The 15,877-nt window shown below is 63.3% G+C and carries 12 protein-coding genes; 6 read left to right on the top strand and 6 right to left on the bottom strand.

Annotated features, from left to right (window positions below; translation table 11 throughout):
- Positions 1-516: 516 nt before the first annotated feature.
- The 3 genes from A9D60_RS03425 to A9D60_RS03435 all read right to left on the bottom strand — a co-directional run bounded on the left by A9D60_RS03425 (position 517) and on the right by A9D60_RS03435 (position 3,093).
- Positions 517-1,188, bottom strand: coding sequence for a DsbA family oxidoreductase (locus tag A9D60_RS03425; RefSeq protein ID WP_065266314.1), 672 nt, complete (start codon positions 1,186-1,188; stop codon positions 517-519).
- 64 nt (positions 1,189-1,252) lie between these two features.
- Positions 1,253-2,065: a hypothetical protein gene (locus tag A9D60_RS03430; protein WP_065266315.1), complete on the bottom strand. Its 813-nt coding sequence runs from the start codon at positions 2,063-2,065 to the stop codon at positions 1,253-1,255.
- 62 nt (positions 2,066-2,127) lie between these two features.
- The gene (locus tag A9D60_RS03435) at positions 2,128-3,093 is read right to left on the bottom strand and encodes a glutathione S-transferase family protein (RefSeq protein ID WP_083194089.1); all 966 of its coding nucleotides are present in this window, start codon (positions 3,091-3,093) and stop codon (positions 2,128-2,130) included.
- Between the two features lie 110 nt (positions 3,094-3,203).
- Here A9D60_RS03435 and A9D60_RS03440 point away from each other — a divergent pair, with 110 nt between their 5' ends.
- Positions 3,204-4,121, top strand: a complete 918-nt coding sequence (locus A9D60_RS03440) for a LysR family transcriptional regulator (RefSeq protein WP_065266316.1) — start codon at positions 3,204-3,206, stop codon at positions 4,119-4,121.
- 429 nt (positions 4,122-4,550) lie between these two features.
- Here the strand turns inward: A9D60_RS03440 and A9D60_RS03445 are convergent, their stop codons facing one another.
- On the bottom strand, positions 4,551-5,207 hold the full coding sequence (locus A9D60_RS03445; protein ID WP_065266317.1) for a TetR/AcrR family transcriptional regulator: 657 nt from the start codon (positions 5,205-5,207) through the stop codon (positions 4,551-4,553).
- Between the two features lie 149 nt (positions 5,208-5,356).
- Between A9D60_RS03445 and A9D60_RS03450 the strand changes: the two genes are divergently transcribed.
- From A9D60_RS03450 to A9D60_RS03465, 4 genes are read left to right on the top strand one after another with little or no spacing between them, the layout of a single operon-like run.
- On the top strand, positions 5,357-6,994 hold the full coding sequence (locus A9D60_RS03450; protein WP_065266318.1) for a phytoene desaturase family protein: 1,638 nt from the start codon (positions 5,357-5,359) through the stop codon (positions 6,992-6,994).
- Positions 6,995-7,004: 10 nt separating this feature from the next.
- Complete coding sequence (locus A9D60_RS03455) at positions 7,005-8,576, top strand: phytoene desaturase family protein (protein ID WP_065266342.1); 1,572 nt, start codon at positions 7,005-7,007, stop codon at positions 8,574-8,576.
- Positions 8,576-9,754, top strand: a complete 1,179-nt coding sequence (locus tag A9D60_RS03460; RefSeq protein WP_065266319.1) for an aminomethyltransferase family protein — start codon at positions 8,576-8,578, stop codon at positions 9,752-9,754. The genes A9D60_RS03455 and A9D60_RS03460 overlap by 1 nt, the downstream gene beginning before the upstream one ends.
- Before the next feature lie 27 nt (positions 9,755-9,781).
- On the top strand, positions 9,782-11,152 hold the full coding sequence (locus A9D60_RS03465) for an aminotransferase (protein WP_141117803.1): 1,371 nt from the start codon (positions 9,782-9,784) through the stop codon (positions 11,150-11,152).
- Positions 11,153-11,381: 229 nt separating this feature from the next.
- On the opposite strand, the gene A9D60_RS03470 is transcribed toward A9D60_RS03465, so the two are convergent.
- Positions 11,382-13,421 (bottom strand): oxidoreductase, encoded by a 2,040-nt coding sequence (locus tag A9D60_RS03470; protein ID WP_254656620.1) that lies wholly within the window; start codon positions 13,419-13,421, stop codon positions 11,382-11,384.
- Positions 13,422-13,588: 167 nt separating this feature from the next.
- Here A9D60_RS03470 and A9D60_RS03475 point away from each other — a divergent pair, with 167 nt between their 5' ends.
- Complete coding sequence (locus A9D60_RS03475) at positions 13,589-14,650, top strand: extracellular solute-binding protein (protein WP_065266322.1); 1,062 nt, start codon at positions 13,589-13,591, stop codon at positions 14,648-14,650.
- Positions 14,651-14,772: 122 nt separating this feature from the next.
- Here A9D60_RS03475 and A9D60_RS03480 read toward each other — a convergent pair whose 3' ends face one another.
- A complete protein-coding gene (locus A9D60_RS03480) occupies positions 14,773-15,876 on the bottom strand; it encodes an ABC transporter ATP-binding protein (protein ID WP_065266323.1) in 1,104 nt (367 codons plus the stop codon).
- Between the last annotated feature and the right edge of the window lies 1 nt (position 15,877).

The following is a 15,877-nucleotide window of genomic DNA, read 5'->3' on the forward strand; positions in this document are numbered from 1 at the left end:
CCTCTAACGGGGCTTTCTGGTCTTAGTTTTTTCTTCGACTGGCAGTTTGACAGGTTTGCTCATCAATAAAAATCGGTAATACCCATCACATCATAGGCAGTGCTTATACATATTGCTCACCTGGAGGGGCTGGCTCAGCCCGGCCGCATACGTGGCAAGTGCCTAGCATTTGACACACGCAATTCAGTCCGAAGCAGAAATGCTCACAGTAATGAGGCATGGAAGCCGTTTAATCGGCCCGCCGAAGCGAGGGAATTTGAGCGCTAATCAGCAGGATTGAAAGGTATTGCCAGGAATACTGCCCAAATCGCCAACTGGGCGTAAATCTGACACTGGAGGCTGTCCAAGCAGCAGCCACGGTGAATGGCGGCACCGGGCTCCAGCGGCAACGGAGCCAAGAGGCACGTTGAAAATCTTCTGCCAGTGCGCACCACGGTTCCAGCCCTAGAACGAGAAGCGCAGCGGACTTTAGCCGCTGCGCCCTTTACGAGTGGCTGCCTCTAACCAGAAGCAAAATTACTGCAGACCTTTACTGGCCGGGCTTTGAGCCAGCGCATCAGTTATAACTGAACCCAGCTCTGAGCGCATTTGGGCGAGAGATCCGTGGCGCAGCTGCCATTTACCGTTGAAAACCGCAAGCGAAGGCACAGCGCTGATCCGCCAGAAGGCCGCCAGCTTCCGGTCCTGGGAAACCAGCCGCGCAACTTCGGCACTGTGCATGTCCATGCGCAGACGGTCGGTGTCCAGCCCGCAGGTTCGGGCCGTATCCAGCAGCACTGTGTCATCGGCGATATTGCGGTTCTCCGTCAGATGCGCCGCCTGCACCGTATCGAAATAGTCCCAGTGCCCTGCGTCCCCGGCCTGCAGCTCCGCTGCCTTGCAGGCTTTGGCGCTCAGCAGTCCAGTGGGATAGGGAAAGCGCTGGCGGCGCATACCTTCCACATTGATGCGGCCGCTTTCGTCATGTTCGGCGCATCGCTCCCAATGGCCCAGGATGGCATCCTTGGCTTTTTCAGCCGAGCCGAAGGCGGCGGCCAGCTTGGCGGGCGAGTCTTGCAGGACAAACGTGCGATGGCGCACCCGGATTGGAAATTCAGCTGCCAGTTTGCGCAGCTTTGGAGACATCACAAAGCACCAGCCGCAGACCGCGTCATGGAAGAAGTCAATGGTAAGAACGGGGGATTTCATCAGGTCACCGGGATGAGGGAGGAAGGGACTGTCGGCGGGCGGGCCGCCGACAGCCGCGTAAGTGTCAGTTGCCGGTCAGCGGCGCATCCAGAAGCAGAGGCTTGTCCCCGGACATGTCGATCCAGGCATTGGTGCCATTCAGGCGGGAACCGGCCGCATTTTCCGCGCCAAAATGGATCTCGAACTGCTCCGGCCCGTGCGCATAGGCGACAACCAGGCCATACTCCGGGTCCAGGAAGCCGCCGTGCGGGCGGATGCCGGGGTAGCTGATGCGCCAGGCTTCGCCTTCCGGGCCGACATGGCCAAACGTCAGCTTGCCGATGACATCGCCGGGCAGTTCGAAGAACCAGACCCAGGGGCCGCCGGAGACGATGGTCATCACCTCATCAATGCCGGTGCCGTCTTTGGCGTGGTTGATGTGCAGCGGGCCGAATTTCTTGTGGACCCAGATCCGGGTCGCCGCGTCCATCTTGTTCATGTCATAGACCTTGGGATAAGGCGCGACGCCCGGCTCGGAGGTGGTGAGCGAGCCGCCGTTTTCGACCGTGGGCTTCCGTCCCGCGGCGGCGATCTCTGCCAGCAGGTCTTTGCGGCTGAGGGCAAAACCGGAGATCAGCTGCACCTCCTCCTCCGCGGTGATGGCGCGGCTGCGCGAGGCCTCAAGGATGGGCCGTGCCTGATCCGGGATCGCAACTGTGCTGACGCGGACCCCAACGCTGTGCAGCACCGTGTTCACATCCTCCACACCGATCGAGGCGGGACGTCCGTCGGTGTATTCGAGTTTCAGGAGGCCGGCGGTATCCTCAGCGCCGGCAAGACTCTGGGCGGGCAGCCACAGCACAGCGGCGGCGGCAGCAAGTTTCGAAAGCAGTTTCATGATGGAACTCTCCAGTTCTGTTTCCGGGGAAGCGGCCCCAGTCCGGTTGCGGGGTGAGAGGTTCAGGTGCGCGGGGCTGTGCCCTCCCGCCCGTGCGGGCGGCTCAGATCCTGTTCCGGACCAGCGGAGATGATCCCGTGCGGGTTGATGTGCCGGTGGCTCAGGAAATAGTGCTGGCGGATCGCTTCCATATCGATCGTGGCGGCCACGCCAGGCACCTGGTAAAGGTCGCGCAGATAGGGGCCGAGGTTGCGGTAGTCGGTGATCCGCTTGCGGTCGGTCTTGAAATGGGTGGCATAGACCGGATCAAAGCGGACAAGGGTGGTGAACAGGCGCCAATCCGCCTCGGTGATCCGGGCCCCGGTCAGGAAGCGGCGGGTGCCGAGCAGGGTGTCCAGCTCGTCCAGCTTGCCAAACAGGGCGGCGATGGCCTCATCATAGGCGGCTTGGGTGGCGGCAAAGCCCGCGCGGTAGACGCCGTTGTTAACCGGGCCGTAGATTTCCGCGCTGATGCGGTCGATGTCCTGCCCCAGCTCCGGCGGATAGAAGTCCGGGGCGGCACCCGTCAGCCCTCCGAAGGCCGAATTCAGCATCCGCATGATTTCACCGGAATCATTGCTGACAATGCGGCCGGTCTTCTTGTCGAGCAGCACCGGCACCGTGACCGGCCCCGTGTGGCCGGGATCTGCCCGCTGATAGACCTGATAGAGGTACGCGTCCAACGGCACCCCGGCTGCCGGATCATGCGCTGCGGTGTCGATCTGCCAACCATCAGGGCCTGCCAGCGGCAGCATCTGGGTGACGGTGATGATCTCATCCAGCCCCTTCAGCGCGCGCAGGATCGTGGTGCGGTGACTCCACGGGCAGGCCATGGAAACATAGAGGTGATAACGGCCTTTTTCAGCCGGGAACCCCGCATCCGCCCGAGGCTCGATCCATCCGCGAAAACCACTGCTCATGCGGCGGAAAACGCCGTCTCCCGGTTTCGGCTTTTCGGTGAGCACACCGTCGATCAGCATCTTTGCCATGGCTCGTCTCCTTGATGACCCGGCAAAGGTAGGCGGTTTCCATGTGTGCGATAATCCGTCTAAAGTGAAACCAGATGTTGAGAAAAACTCACCCATAAGGAAGAAGGCTGATGGAAGGAATGGGAGATATCCCGGTGGTCGTGGCGGTTGCCGAAACCCAGGGTTTTGCTGCGGCGGCGCGGCGGCTGGGAGTGACCAAGTCCGCGGTCAGCAAAAGGATTACCCAGATCGAGAAGCGGCTGGGGGCACAGTTGTTTCACCGCTCCACCCGCAAGGTCAGCCTGACCGAGGCAGGCGAGCATTTCTATGCCCATGCGGTCCGGGCGCAGGAAGCGGCGCAGGAAGCCGAGGACAGCGTGCTGGCGCTGCAGGAGGCGCCCAAGGGGCGCCTGAGGGTGAATGTGCCGATGGCCTTCGGGCGCTTGCATGTGGCTCCGCTGATTTCCGCCTTTCTAGAACGCTATCCCGGCGTATCGGTGGACATGGTGATGGACGACCGGGTGGCCGACCTGTTCGCCGGCGGATTTGACCTGGCGCTGCGCGGCGGAACGCTGGCGGATTCCGCGCTGGTGGCCCGCAAGATTGCGCCATTGCACAATATTCTGGTTGCCGCCCCGGCATATCTGGAACGCCACGGCGTGCCGGAAACGGTCAGCGATCTGCGCCGTCACAACTGCCTGCAGTATTCGTACAGCAGGGATTTTCAGGAGTGGGTCTTCAACTGCGGCGGTGCGATGGAGACTTTCCGGCCCGGCGGCAGCTACAGCGTTAACAATGGCGAGGCACTGCGTGAAGCGATCCTGGGCGGCACAGGCATCGGCCGGCTGCCGACGTTCACCGCCGGGCAGGATCTGGCAGCCGGGCGGCTGGTGCGGGTGCTGCCGCACTGCAGCCTGCCATCGCAGACGCTCTACGCCATCTATCCTGAACGCCGGTATCTGCCTGAAAAGGTGCGTGTTTTCATTGATTTCATTCTGGAACGCCTTGGCGGCGGAATACCGCCCTGGGACCAGGGCACGCCGGAGTAAAGGCCGCCGCTGGACTTTGTTGCGGCAATCGGGTTCTGAACGCAGGCTCATCGGCCCAGGCGAACCTCCCCCGCAGGCTTTGCGGCAGATATGCCAAGAGCAGTATCGCGGCTGAGCGCGGCGATGCGGATTTGGGTAGCCGCACCCTGGCACTCAAAGTCCCCGCCACGCGGGGTTGCCCGATTAGGCTAACGCAGGCTGCGCACATTGTTTGGGGCAGGCAGGATGACAGCTGGAACAGAAGTTCACTGCAGCCATTTACGAGTCCAGAAGCAGGAAAAAATGCCGACTACTAGAACCGGCACTTGGCCTGTTGCTGCTCAGCAGGGTGCTGCCCGAGCAGTGCGGCGGCGCTTACTGGCCGAACCTCTGAAATTTCCAGGGGGAAGCTCGCTGACGTGGAAAAGTTTTGTCAGGCTGCCGACGGGTTTAACTGCCAGCCTTTGCCTGGAAAGCCTCCGCATGGCCGGGGAACAGTGTTTGAAGGAAGTTCAGCGTCTGCTCCAGCGCCCCTTCCCGGGTGTAGATGTGCGGGAACAAATGCAGCTTCTGCCAGTATCCGTCTGTCAGAGAGTCGATCCACCCGCCGGCCCTGTCCGCCTTCGCGGGATCCTCCGGTATTAGCTTGTGGCAGATCTCGGCAAGCATCTGAGACCTTTTTTCCTCAAACTCACCGGTGATCTCGGCATATTGCGGGACGAAATTCTGCTCCCCGAAGAAGGCAAACCAGATGGCGAGCGCGCTGGGATTGCAGATCTTGGGGCTGAAATCCGCCTCGATGATCTTGCGCAGCCGGGCTGCGGGGGCCTCGGGCGCCTTTTCCAGCGCCGCCTGCCAGTGCGCCTCATAAGTCTGGTACTGGTCCCGCAGCGCCTCGGTCAGGATGCCGGTCTTGGACTTGAAATAGAAGACAGCAACGCCCTGCGACAGCCCGGCCTCGTTGGCCACGGTGGCCAGCGTCGTCTTGGCCAGCCCGTTGGCGACAACTGATTTCAGAGTCGCATCCAGAATCTGCCGCCGCCGCATGTCGGCGTTTTCCTTGCGTTCCTTGCGCGGCTTCTTGCCGCTGCCCTGCGATGCCACCATGAGAAATCCAAACTTCAATTTTCCTCCTTGTTCCACAATTCCCTGCGCCTGTCAGCCTCATTATTTTTATTTGAGCGCTCAAAAAAACTTTACGCGGAAAATCTTCTCTACTAGGCTCCGGTCAGCAACAGCCGAACCTGGAGAACCTCATGGGGCAGCACGACAGATATGACGCCATCGTGGCCGGCGCCGGGCATAACGGCCTGACAGCGGCCTGCTACTTGGCCAAGGCCGGCCTGAAGGTACTGGTGGTCGAAAAGAACGATTGGATCGGCGGCGCGGCAGTCAGCCGGTCGCTGCACGAGGGCTGGACCTATTCCAACTGCTCCTACGTCTGCTCGCTGCTGCGCCGCGAGATCGTCCGCGATCTGGAGCTGCCGAAATACGGGCTGCAGGTGATCCCCTACGAAGGAGGCGCCAGCTTCAGTCGCGACGGCGATTACTTTGCCTATATGTCGGACCATGACGCCCTGCGCCGCGAGATTTCCCGCCACAGCGCGCATGATGCCGATGCCTATGACCGGTTCAGCCAGACGGTGATCCGCCAGTGCCGCTTCATCCGGCCGTTCCTGCTGCGCAACGCGCCGGACCCGACCTCGCTGAAGCCGCGCGACATCGGCGAGCTGCTGTTCCTGGTCAAGCAGGCGCACGGGCTGGGCAAGAAGGAGCTGGGCGAGACGCTGCGCTTCTGGTCGATGTCGATCGGCGACTTCCTGGACGAGCATTTCGAAAGCGATCTGATCAAGGCGCATATCGCCGGAGCAGGCATCATCGGCACAGGGCTGGGCGTCTACTCCCCCGGCACCGCCTATGTGCTGCTGCACCACTACATGGGTGATGTGGACGGCGCGATCGGCGCATGGGGTTTTGCCCGCGGCGGCATGGGGGCGATTTCCAACGCGCTGGGGGCCTGTTTCGAGGACGCAGGCGGCACCATCGTCACCGGCTCCGGCGTCGACCGCTTCCTGGTGGACAATGGCAAGGTGACCGGCGTGGCTCTGGACAACGGCGACGAATACCACGCGCCCATCGTCGCCTCCAACATGGATGTGAAACGCACCTTCCTGCAGCATACCGGCCAGCAGCATCTGCCCGGCGATTTCGTGAAGGCGGTCAAGCGGTTCAAGATCCGCGGCTCCTCGGGCAAGCTGAACATCGCGCTGGATGCCCTGCCCGAGTTCCCCGCCGCCCCCAAGGGCGCGCCCTTCCTGCGCGGCGATCTGCACTGCGCCGAAAGCCTGAACGAGCTGGAGCGCGCCTACGACGACTGGAAGGAGGGACGCTGGTCGTCCAATCCCTATTTCGACATGCTGATCCCCAGCCAGATCGATCCGACCATGGCACCGCCGGGCAAGCACATGATGACCGTCTTTGTGCAATACGCGCCCTATGACCTGGAGGTCGGTGGCGTGCGCGCGGGCACCAACTGGAACGGCCAGACCCGCGGCGCCTTTGCCGACTGCGTCTTCGACAAGCTGGAGCAGGCCTGCCCCGACATCCGCAGCAAGACCGTGCATGCCGAGGTCCGCACCCCCTGGGACATCGAGCAGGAAGTGGGCTTGACCGAAGGCAACATCTTCCAGGGCGAGCTGACTTTTGACCAGCTGCTCTTCAACCGCCCCGTGCCGGGCTACGCGCAATACGACACCCCCATCAACGGCATGTATATCGTCGGCTCCTCGGCCCATCCGGGCGGCGGGGTGATGGCGGCACCGGGTGCGAATGCCGCCCGGGAAATCCTGCGCAATATCGGCCGCGGCGGCGCCATGACCGGCTATGCGGCCTGAGGACCAGAAGATGACCACACCAACCTACGACGCAATTGTCATCGGCGCGGGCCACAACGGGCTTGCCGCTGCGGCAACACTGGCCCGCAAGGGCAAATCCGTCTGCGTGATCGAGAAGAACGCAACCGCCGGCGGCATGGCCCGCAACACCACGCTTGCAAACGGGGTACAGGCGCCGGAAATCGCGCATCTGCTGTATAATCTGCACCCCAAGGTGAAGAAGGAACTGGGCATTGGCTCCGCCCGCGCACCGCTGCAGGTGCGCGACCTGCCGGCGGTTTCGCTGTCGGAGACCGGCAACCATGCGGTGATCCGCAACGGCAAGGCAGAACTGGCAGACGGACGGCCCCACCCGGAAGCCGCGCCCTTTGCCGAACTGATGCGCCGCCTGACGCTGTTTGCCGGGCTGCTGGGGCAGCTTTCCACAATATCCCCGCCCTCGCTTGACGGCGGCCTCACCAGCCTCGGCGCACTCACGGAGCTTGCCGGGCTGGCCAAGCTGGGGCTGGATCTGAAACGGATGGGCAAGAAGGACATGCGCGAATTTCTCCGCGTGCTCCTGTCCAACGCCTATGACCTGATCCTGGACGATCTTGAGGACGGACCGCTGGCCGGTGCACTGGCAGCGGATGCGGTGCGCGGCGCCTATGCCGGGCCGCGCTCACCCGGAACCGTGTTCACCCTGATGTACCGCCTGGGCCAGGGCGGCGGCGCGCAGTTGCCGATCGGCGGCATGGGCGCGGTTGCGGCTGCATTTGAGGCCGCAGCCCGTGCGGCCGGGGCTGAAATCCGCACCGGCACCGGCGTGGCCCGGGTCCGGGTTGAAAACGACCGCGCAGCGGGCGTGGTGCTGGAGGACGGCACCGAGCTGTCTGCCCGGGCTGTTCTGAGCAACACCGGACCGATGCCCGCGATGATGCTGGCAGGCGCCGGGCACTACGACGTGGAAGCAGTGCGGCGGATGCGCAACCAGCGCTGCAAGGGCGCCGCCGCCAAGGTGAACCTGGTTCTGAGCACTGCGCCCGTGTTCACCGGCCTCAGCCCCGAGCTGATGGCGGGCCGGCTGCTGATCGCCCCCAGCGCCACCTATGCCGAACGCGCGTTCAACCCGGCGAAATACGGGGAGATGCCCAAGAACCCGGTGATCGAAGCCGTCATCCCGAGCCTGACCGATCCGGCGCTGGCCCGCGGCGGTCAGCATGTGCTGTCGGCGGTGGTCAGCTCCGTTCCCTACGCGCTGGAGGGCGGCTGGGATGAGGCAGCCCGCGAAAAACTTAAAGCCATCACGCTCGAAACGCTTGAGAACTACGCCCCCGGAATCAGCGCGCTGGTCACGGAATGCCAAGTGCTCAGCCCTGCCTGCATCGAAGCTCGGACAGGCGCGCCGGGCGGCCATTGGCACCATGCGGAGATGGGCGTTGACCAGATCCTCACCGTGCGGCCTGCCAACGGCATGGCGCATTACCGCTTCGGCCCCGAGGGCTATTATCTTTGCGGCGCGGGCGCTCATCCCGGCGGCGACGTGACCGGGCTGGCCGGCCGCAACAGCGCGCTGCAGCTTCTGAAAGACGGGGTTCTCTGATGACCAAACATGTTCCCATCGGCCTGATCGAAACCCCGTTCCAGTCGCGGCTGGACACGCACAGCACCGCCAAGAGCTGGACCAACTGGGCCGGCTATGCCTCGGCTGCGATGCTGGACACGGTGGAATTCGAATATTTCGCCATCCGCAACCAGACCACGCTGTTCGACATCTCGCCGATGCACAAATACCGCATCACCGGGCCGGACGCGCTGCGGGTGGTGAACCGGCTGGTGACCCGCGACGCTGCCAAGCTGCGCGACGGGCGGGTCGGCTATGCCCTGTGGTGCGACGAAGAAGGCATGGTGATCGACGACGGCACCCTGTTCCGCTTTTCCGAGACGGACTTCCGCCTGTGCTGCCAGGAACCGATGTACACTTGGCTGCTCGATACCGCCTGGGGCTTTGACGCGGAAATCACCGATGAAAGCCACGATATCGCGGCGCTGTCGCTGCAGGGGCCGACCTCCTTCTCGCTGATGCAGGACGCGGGCCTGCAGGCCGTCGCGGAGATGAAGCCCTTTGACTGGCGCGAGATCGAGCCGGATCTCTGGGTTTCGCGCACCGGCTTCACCGGCGACCTCGGTTATGAGCTTTGGGTGCCGAACGGCAAGGCGCTGGAGCTGTGGGACCGGCTGTGGGCCAAGGGCGGCCACTGGGGCCTGAAGGCGATCGGCTTCGACGCCCTCAACATATGCCGGATCGAGGCCGGGTTCATCGCCGCGGGCTTCGACTTCCAGCCGGTTCACACGGCCATGCGGCTGGGCCGCGGCCGCAGCCCGCTGGAACTGGGGTTCGGCAAGATGGTCGATTTCACCAAGGGCCATTTCAACGGCCGCCGGGCGCTGCTGGACCAGCAGAAGAACGGCCTGCGCTACCACCTGCGCAAGATCGAGATCGGCGGCTTCAAACCGGCGGACGGCGCGCTGATCTACCACAAGAAGAAGAAAGAGGTGGGGCATGTGACCTCGGGCGTCTGGTCCCCGACCACCAAGCGCAACATCGCGCTGGCCGAGTTCAAGGCGCCCTTCGGCGACGGCATCACCGATGACCTGTGGGCCGAAATCTATGTCAACGAGGAAGGCCAATGGAACAAGCGGCTGGTGCCGGTCACCATTGAAGACAAGCCCTTCTTCATCAACAGCCGCGCGCGGACGACCCCGCCGCGCCCGTTCTGAACCGGATCAGGTGCTTTAATGACCAAGATGAAACCGAACACGTTTGCAAACGAACCCAGCCCGGAAAAGCTGCATGAGTGGGACCGCACCCACCAGCTGCATCCCTGGATGGCGATGGATGACTGGCGCGGCTATGACAACATGCTGGTGGAGACCGCTGAGGGCATCCACATGTGGGACAGCGCAGGCAAGCGCTATATCGACGGCCCCGGCGGCATGTGGTGCACCCAGATCGGCTATGGCCGCCAGGAGATGGCCGACGCCATCGCCGCGCAGGTGATGAAGCTGCCCTATACCTCCCCCTTCACCAACACCACCGAGCCCTCGGCGGTGCTGGCCCGCAAGATCGCGGACATGGCGCCGGGCGATTTGAACAACGTCTTCTTCACCACCGGCGGTTCAACCGCGGTGGATACCGCGCTGCGCACCATGCAGTACATGAACAACCGCCGCGGCGAGCCGCAGAAAAAGACGATCATCGCCCGCGAGAAGGGCTACCACGGCTCCACCTACCTGGCCCATTCGGTGACCGGCAAGGAGCGCGACAAGAGCCATTTCGATTTCGAAACCCGGCTGGTGCATTTCCTGCCCGACGTGAACCCCTACCGCCGCCCCGCCGGGATGAGCGTCGAGGACTGGTGCGATGCCAAGGTCGCGGATCTGGAAAACGCCATCGCGGAAATCGGCGCGGACAAGATCGGCGCTTTCATCGCCGAACCGATCCTGTCCTCCGGCGGGGTCATCGTGCCCGCGCCCGGCTACCACAAGCGCACCTGGGAGCTGTGCCGCGCAAATGACATCCTCTACATCTCTGATGAGGTGGTGACAGGCTTTGGCCGCCTCGGCCACTGGTTCGCGTCCGAGGAGGTCTTTGGCATCCAGCCCGACATGATCACCTGCGCCAAGGGCCTGACTTCCGGTTACCTGCCGCTGGGGGCCTGCATCATCTCCGACAGGGTGATGGAGCAGATGAGCCATCTGGGCACCCCCTCTTCCTTCACCAACGGTTACACTTATTCGGGCCATCCGGTGTCCTGCGTCGCGGCGCTGAAGAACATCGAGATCATCGAGCGCGAGGGCATTCTTGAGCATGTCCGTGCCGTCACCCCGCATTTCCAGGCGCGCCTGCGCGATCTGATGAGATTCGATATTGTTGGTGACGCACGCGGCGAGGGGCTGCTGGGCTGCATCGAATGCCAGGCAGAGGATCTGGAGGCCGAACGCAGGCTCGGTTCAATGATTGATGATGCCTGCGAGGAGATGGGCCTGATCGTGCGCCCACTGATCAACATGGCGGTGTTTTCGCCGCCGCTGATCATCACCCTGGACCAAATCGACGAGATGTTCGACATCCTGGAGCGTGCCATCCAGCAGGTTGAGGCGCAGCTGGCAGCCTGAAGCGGACCCGGGTGGCACAGGTTCCCGTCACCCCTCCCGAACTGGCGGGCGCAAACGGTGGTCCCGGCGCCCGCCCTTTTTGTTCCCGGCGCTGCCCCGCCGCCGGGCATGGGGCCATCCTCGCACTCCGCAGTCCAATTGGCGCGCCACTCTTCTCCCAGTTACCTACGGAAAATCCCCAGTTCCGAGGCCACTGCCGCGAAACCGGAACCTTATGAAGTAAGCCCCCTTACACAGTGTGCTCTCGGCGCCCGTACTTCTTGGCCAGATCAACCTCCTGCCCCAGGTCCATCGCCGCGCGGTAGCCGCTTTGCACGGCGGCGGCGATAATATGCGGGGCCTCGGCATCGCCGATCCGGGTCACCGACTTGATCCCGGCTTCCCCCAGCCCCTCCCCCATTGCCTTCAGCCCTTCGTACAGGCCCAGAACCGGCAGGCGGCGGGTGAGCGGAATGATGGCATCGCAGGCAAGGGGGCTGCGCGCGTCCGAGAACATGCACGCCAGCACCGCTTCGCCCTGCTGCGCGGCCACCAGCATCCGGTTGGGCACCACCGCAACGCCCGCCTCGATCAGCGCCGCATTGGACTGGTAGACCTCCGTGGTCCACTGCCCCCAGTCGCAGGGGCGGCCTGCAGGCGTCACCAGGGTGACCCGGTGCCCTTCCTTGCGCAGCTGCAGCGCCAGGACCGAGCCGAGGTAGTAGTGGTCATCGTCATAGATCAACACATGACCGGCATCGAGCGGCTCCCCGTTCAGCACGGTCTCGGCAGACACGATCATGCCGGGCACTTCTTCTTCCAGCCCGGTGTCGGAGTGCCGCCCGATGGTATCCGTTGCCCAGACCGCCCCGGTAGCGGCAATCACATGCGAGACACCCAGGTCCAGCACATCCGCCGCCTCCAGCGGGCTTTCCGGGTAGACCTCCACATTGGTCAGCTTTTCGATCTGCCCGACCCGCCAGTCGCGCACGCGGGCCCATTCCATCATCCCCGGCAAGCGGGATTCGCGGGTGACGCGGCCACCGAGGACACGGCGCGCCTCGGCCAGCATCACCGAATGGCCGCGCTCGCCCAGCACCCGGGCAGCCTCCAGCCCGGCGGGCCCGGCGCCAACCACCAGCACCTTCTCCGGCGCCTCGCTGCGCCCGGTCTTTTCCGGGTGCCAGCCTTGGCGCCATTCCTCGCCCATGGTCGGGTTCTGGGTGCAGCGCAGCGGCACCCCCAGCGAGTCATGCGCGTAGCAGATGTTGCAGCCGATGCATTCGCGGATGTCCCCGCTGCGCCCCTCTTCGATCTTCTTCGGCAGGAACGGATCAGCAATCGACGGCCGCGCCGCGCCAATCAGGTCCTGCCCGCCCTGGCGGATCACCTGCGCCATGGTGTCCGGCGAGGTGTACCGCCCCACCGCCACCACCGGTTTCGAGGTCAGCGATTTCGCCTGCGCAATGCTGCCGGTGAAAGACGCTTCCTTTACAAACCGGCTCGCGCCCATCTCGACGCTGTAGTCCGGCACCACCAGATCCCACAGGTCCGGCAGGTCCGCCAGCATGGCAAAGGCGTCATAGCTTTCCGCATCCTCGAGCCCGACGCTGAACCGGGTGGCGACGGCGCATTTGTGGCCAACCGCCTCCTTGGTTTCCTCGATCAGCTCGCGCACCAGCCGCAACCGGTTTTCCAGGCTGCCGCCGTATTCATCGCTGCGGGTGTTGTTCACCGGGTCGAGGAATTCCGACAGCAGGTAGCCATGGGTGGCATAGACATAAACGATATCAAACCCCGCCTCGACCGCCCGCAGCGCGGCATCGCGGTGCCAGTTGCGGATGTTCCGGATGTCCTCCCGGTCGATCTTTCTGGCCTGCCCCGGATGCAGCACTGTAGAATCCGTCTGCAGCCGATTGCGCATGCCCAAGGGCGCCAGCCGGGTGCCGAAATTGGTCACCATGCCACCGCCGATCCACAGCTCCACCCCGGCCAGCGCGCCATGCTCATGCACAGCGTCCGTCATCAGCCGGTTGGCGCGGATGTCATCCTCATCCCACAGCGCAGCATAGGGGTAATAGTCGTTGTCCGAGGTCGGGTGGATCGAGCAGAACTCGGTATTCACCACCCCCCAGCCGCCTTCCGCCTTCATTCCGCGCATCGCCGCCACCGTCCGCGGCCGCCGCCAGCCCATTCCGGCACAGTGCGGCACCTGGTAAAACCGGTTCCTCGTCTCCACGGGACCGATTTTCAATGGCTGGAACAGGATGTCATGGCGGGGATCGCGCATCAGTCTTTACCCTTCGATAGGCTGGCCTCACTTCTCAATTTAATTGAGCGCTCAAATAATTCTTGAGTCAAGCCGGTTTCCCTCCTAACCTTTTCCTTATCACGGCCATGCCCGTGCCGAAGAGGGCAAAGACGGGAAAACAGGGCCGCGGCAACAGGGAGACTTTCATGAAAATTTTGAAAACAGCCACTGCGCTTGGCATGGTTTTGTCGCTTCAGGCAGGGTCCGGCCTGGCCGCCGATGCAGACCTGACGGTGTTCGATTGGGCCGGTTACGAGGACCCGGAGTTCTTCGCCGCCTATATCGACGAACACGGCGACAGCCCGACCTTCGCCTTCTTCGGCGACGAGGAGGAGGCCTTTCAGAAACTGCGCTCCGGGTTCCGCGCCGACGCAGTGCACCCGTGTTCGCAGTCGGTGCCGAAATGGATCGAAGCCGGCCTGCTCGCGCCCCTGGACACGTCCAAGATCGAACGGTGGGATGAACTTGAGCCCAGCTTCCGCGACATTAAGGCATACACCAAGGACGGGCAGAGCTACTTCATCCCGGCGGACTGGGGCAACACGGCGGTCACCTATCACAGTGACCATCTGAGCGACGCGGACGTGGCCTCCTTGCACGCCTTCGCGGACCCCAAGCACCAGGGCCGCATCTCGATCGGTGACAATGTTGACGACGCCTATGCGCTGGCATTCCTGGCCACCGGCGTCAAGGACTGGACAAATGCCACGGATGAGCAGTTCCAGGCGGCCTCGGAATTCCTGCGCGCCGTTCACCAGAACGTTCGCACCTACTGGTCCGACGGCGCCTCGCTGGCGCAGCTGATGCAAAGCGGCGAGGTCTACCTGGCCTGGGCCTGGAACGAGACCTATTCAACGATGAGCTACGAAGGCCACCCGATCGCGATCAAACGCGATACGGATGAGGGCGCGTCCAGCTGGGTCTGCGGCTATGCCAAATTAGCCGATGCACCGGGGTCCGAGGACAAGTTCTATGATTTCATCAACGCCTGGCTGGAACCGAAGACGGCAAACTACCTGGTGAACAACTGGGGCTATGGCCACGGCAATGCCAAGGCAATGGCGGAAATGAACGCCGAGGACCTTACCGCAATGGGGCTTGAGATCAGCGAAGACCTGAAGACCAAAACCCTGTGGCAAGCGCCGGTGCCTTCCGAACTGCGCGAGAAGATGATTGCCGAATTCGAGCTGATCAAAGCCGGTTTCTGACTCCGGCTTACGGCTCCCGGTGAACATGAAAACGCCCCGCCAATCCGGCGGGGCGTTTTATGAATGGGCTTCTCTGACAGCCTAAACTTTGCCCGCACCGCCGCAGAGGCGCGGACCCTGCTCTATTGGAACAGCACGATCGAATCCGCGCCCCAGCCAACCGGCACTGTGCTGCCCGCAGGCACGATCGACCGGCCCGCAGTGTTGCGCATCGAGATGGTCACATCCTCGGCATGGCCGGGCAAGCGCACGCTGTAATAGGTCATATCGCCGTAATAGGCGGTGCCGGTCACCTCTCCCCTGGCCACCTGTTCGGCGTGCTCATTGCCGTCAAACAGAATTGTCAGCATCTCCGGCCGGATGCCGATTGAATTCAGCCGCCCCGGATCCAGCCCCTCGGGGATCTGGGCCGACGGCAGCGCAATGCTGCCTAGCGCAGGAATGTCGAGCGCCAGATGGCCGTTGATCGGCCCGGTGGCGCGGGCATCGAGGAAGTTCATAACCCCGATGAAGGAGGCGACGCGCCGGTCGACAGGACGGCGGTACAGCTGTTCCGGAGTGGCGAGCTGGGCAATCCGGCCTTCGAACATCACCGCAATCCGGTCGGACATCGTCAGCGCCTCCTCCTGGTCGTGGGTCACCAGGATGAAGGTGATGCCGAGCTTCTGCTGCAGCTGGCGCAATTCGACCTGCATCTGATCACGCAGCTTCTTGTCCAGCGCCGACAGCGGCTCATCCAGCAGCACCACTTTCGGCTTCATAACCAGCGCCCGGGCCAGCGCTACCCTCTGGCGCTGGCCGCCTGACAACTCATGCGCAGCGCGGGCGCCCAGGCCGCCCAGGTCCACCATATTCAACGCCTGCTCCACCTCGCGGGCAATTTCCGCCTTTGGCAGCTTGCGGGTCTTGAGGCCATAGCCGACGTTCTCTGCCACAGTTAAATGCGGAAAAATGGCATAGGACTGGAATACCATATTGGTGGGGCGCCGGTTGGCCGGAACCCCCGCCATGTTCTTGCCGCCGATCATAATGGTGCCGCTTGACGGCATCTCAAACCCGGCGATCATCCGCAGCAGGGTGGTCTTGCCGCACCCCGAGGGTCCCAGCAGGGAGAAGAACTCACCCTCGTTGATGGTTGCGTCGATGCCTTTCAATGCCTGAAAGGTCCCGAATGACTTGGTGATGCCTTTCAGATCGATGATAGGCTTGGGGAGCGGGGACGTCATG

This window comes from Leisingera sp. JC1 (assembly GCF_001679925.1).
GTDB lineage: Bacteria > Pseudomonadota > Alphaproteobacteria > Rhodobacterales > Rhodobacteraceae > Leisingera.